Raw genomic sequence first — 2,952 nt, 5'->3', positions numbered from 1 at the left:
GAGAATCCACAAAAAATTTGCATAAAGATATAAAATTGAGAAAAACTTAGAATTTAATAGATTTTGTCCAATATAAAGGGGTTAATCCGATATGATATTTCCTGAATATCCAAAGCTTTTTTCAGATGTTTGGGGTGAAGGATCAAAAGCAATTTTATCTAAATATCCATCTCCAGAAGAATTACTATCGCTAGACATAAACGTAATTGTTAAAGAACTACATAATGCTAGTCGCGGACAGCTTGGCTACGCCAAAGCGGAAAAGATTCTTGAATGCGCTACACATTCTTTTGGAATTAATTATAGTTCAGATATACTATCTTTTCAAATAAAACATATGATGGGTATTATTTTAGAAACAGAAAAACAACTTAAAGTATTAGAATGTAAAATTGAAGAATTGTATTTATCATTAGACTGTACATTAACTTCTATTCCAGGAATAGGTATAACATTAGCAGCGATTATTGTTAGTGAAATCGGAGATATATCTCGTTTTAAAGATGCTCCTAGTTTAGTAGCCTTTGCAGGTATAGATCCGACTGTTAAGCAATCTGGCACCTACAATTGTAATAACAATAAAATGTCAAAGCGCGGTTCTCCTTATCTTAGAAGAGCTCTTTGGTCTGCTGCTAAATGTTCCTATTTATTTGACCCTCAGCTTAATGCTTATTACAATAAAAAACGTGAGGAAGGCAAACATCATAACACCGCAATTGGTGCCGTTTGCCATAAACTCACACATATAATATATGCTATAATGCGAGATAACAAACAATATGTTTCTCAATAGCCATATATTATTCTAAGTATTAACTATTATTTCAAGTTTTATTCACCTTTTGGAGCTTGTCCCTCAAAAAGGTTTATTAATCATGCCTAAATTTATATAATTATTTCTAATTTTGTACTTTCCTAAAAATAATTATATAAATTTAAAAAATGAAGCTTTACATAGCTGGTCTCAATCCATAACTTCATAATATCTTCTTTTTCTTTAGATAATTCAGCTTGTCCATTTTCTGAAAGTATCATTTTTTTATCTAAAATAACTCCTGATTTTTCTTTAGGAATTACCGTAAAGTTAGGTAAACATGGCACAGCAAATTCACTATATGAGTTTCTTAAAAGTGGACTGCATTTATCTATAAATTTATCAATACCTTCAGTAGCTATATTATTAAACGTTGTTTCTTCCTTAGTTTCAAAACTGAAGAATAATTGAATTTTATACTTTTGAACCTTGCTTAATAAAACAGATAAATCTTCTATTGTGTTAGCATCTGATTTATCAGTCTTTTTATTAGATTTAAATCTTTCTCTTCTAACTTTATTCTTATTTTGAGCATTAAGCTCTAATGAAGGTACTATTCCAAACCATACAGTATTAGAGAAATCATTTTTATCATTTACTGAACTTAAGTAAGTTTCTAATCTTGTAACATTCTTAGAATTAACTAAATTATTTAACTTATTGTTTGTAATAAGTAAACTTGGTTTCATTCCATTATTCTTTGTTTGATACTGATCAAAGAACATCTTAACCCCTAATATTTTTTCTATTAATGGTTTTACTGTCTTTATAAAATCATCTTTTGAACTCTTATAAAAATCTAAATAAGTATTCTAGTTTTCTACTTCCACATCAACATCTATGGAACTTTCCATAGTAGATGTTAAAGGACAAAATGTTCTAATAACTAAGCTCTTAACATATTTAGATTCACTTACTTCATCATAATCATCTTCAAAGGCTTCAATAAGTCCTTGATTAGCATTATCATCAATTGCGACTAATGCTGTTTCTTCTTTCTTTGGAGCTTCTAAAACTTTAAGTTCTCCATTTTCTCCCATACTTAAAAGACCTAATGAGAAGGATTCTTCTGAAGAATTATCTCCTTCACTTCCTAAAAGTAATCTTGTTTTTATATCTTCAATTGCTAAAGGAAGCATTGCCATTATGTTGTTATAATTTGAACTTGCTTCTTCAAACATATCATTAAGCTTGTCACCTAAATCAAGTTTGCTTGGATCTTCATCATCTAAAGCCTCATATTTGCTGTATGTATATTGAATTTCTTTTCTTGTTTGTTTTATATCATCCATTACCTTCTTTGGCGAAATCATATCAAGAAGATTTTCAAATTTAAAATCTACATTAGCAATTCCCTGAGATCTTTTAGTATCAATTAAAGTAAAAAGCATCTTTAAAAAGTCATTCGACTGATTAATTGGCATTTCACTTATCATATCTTCAGGAATATTCTCAGGCTTTTGTAAGGTATACATTACTTTTTGAGTTATAGCATTGAAAAATGAATACACTACTGGATCAAACTTATCTAAAAATTCTTCAAAGCTATTAACTAGTAAGTTTTCATTAATCTCTTTTATCTTGTCATCATTTAAACTGCTTAATCCTTTAGTATCACCAACTAAAGTGATTAAATCTAACTTTTCAGGATTTATTCCTCAAATAATATAGTCCTATTAGTCTGTTGAATTACATCCATATACTACGGTCTCCTTTTTGTCTTTCTTGTTTTTTCTTATTTTTATATTATAGTATTTTCTGTATTTTTTTCATTGTACACTTTTTTTCTCTAATATAGACAAAATTTTTCCTATATTTTTGAGCATTATAATATAATTATTAAACTTTTCATTATTATACCCCTATTATTAAATATATGGTATTTAAGCAAAAATAAAACATAAAGTTTTTGGAGATAAATAACACATTTTAAAATGTTTTTACAGCTAAACTATATAACCCAAAAAAATAATAATTATAAAAACATTTAGCTTATTTAACGTTTACAAAATTACAAAATAAAATTGAATGAATGAATTTTTTTGGCTCAATTACTAAATAGAGTGATAAATAAAACAAGCTATTCAAATATAGGTGGACGTCCTTTAAAGTTCGTATTTATATAAGGATGTTCTCCC

General features: G+C 27.6%; 1 protein-coding gene and 1 pseudogene. One reads left to right on the top strand and one right to left on the bottom strand.

Annotation, left to right across the window (positions count from 1 at the left end; translation table 11 throughout):
- Window positions 1–91: 91 nt before the first annotated feature.
- Complete coding sequence (locus BM384_RS16460) at window positions 92–793, top strand: transposase (protein ID WP_090015267.1); 702 nt, start codon at window positions 92–94, stop codon at window positions 791–793.
- A 170-nt stretch (window positions 794–963) separates the two neighbouring features.
- On the opposite strand, the pseudogene BM384_RS16455 reads toward BM384_RS16460, so the two are convergent.
- Window positions 964–2,513 (bottom strand): annotated as a pseudogene (locus BM384_RS16455) (transcriptional regulator); the annotation flags it as partial.
- Window positions 2,514–2,952 lie beyond the last annotated feature (439 nt).

It is taken from the genome of Clostridium sp. DSM 8431 (assembly GCF_900116755.1).
GTDB lineage: Bacteria > Bacillota > Clostridia > Clostridiales > Clostridiaceae > Clostridium.
This window is presented reverse-complemented; position numbering and strand designations above follow the sequence as displayed.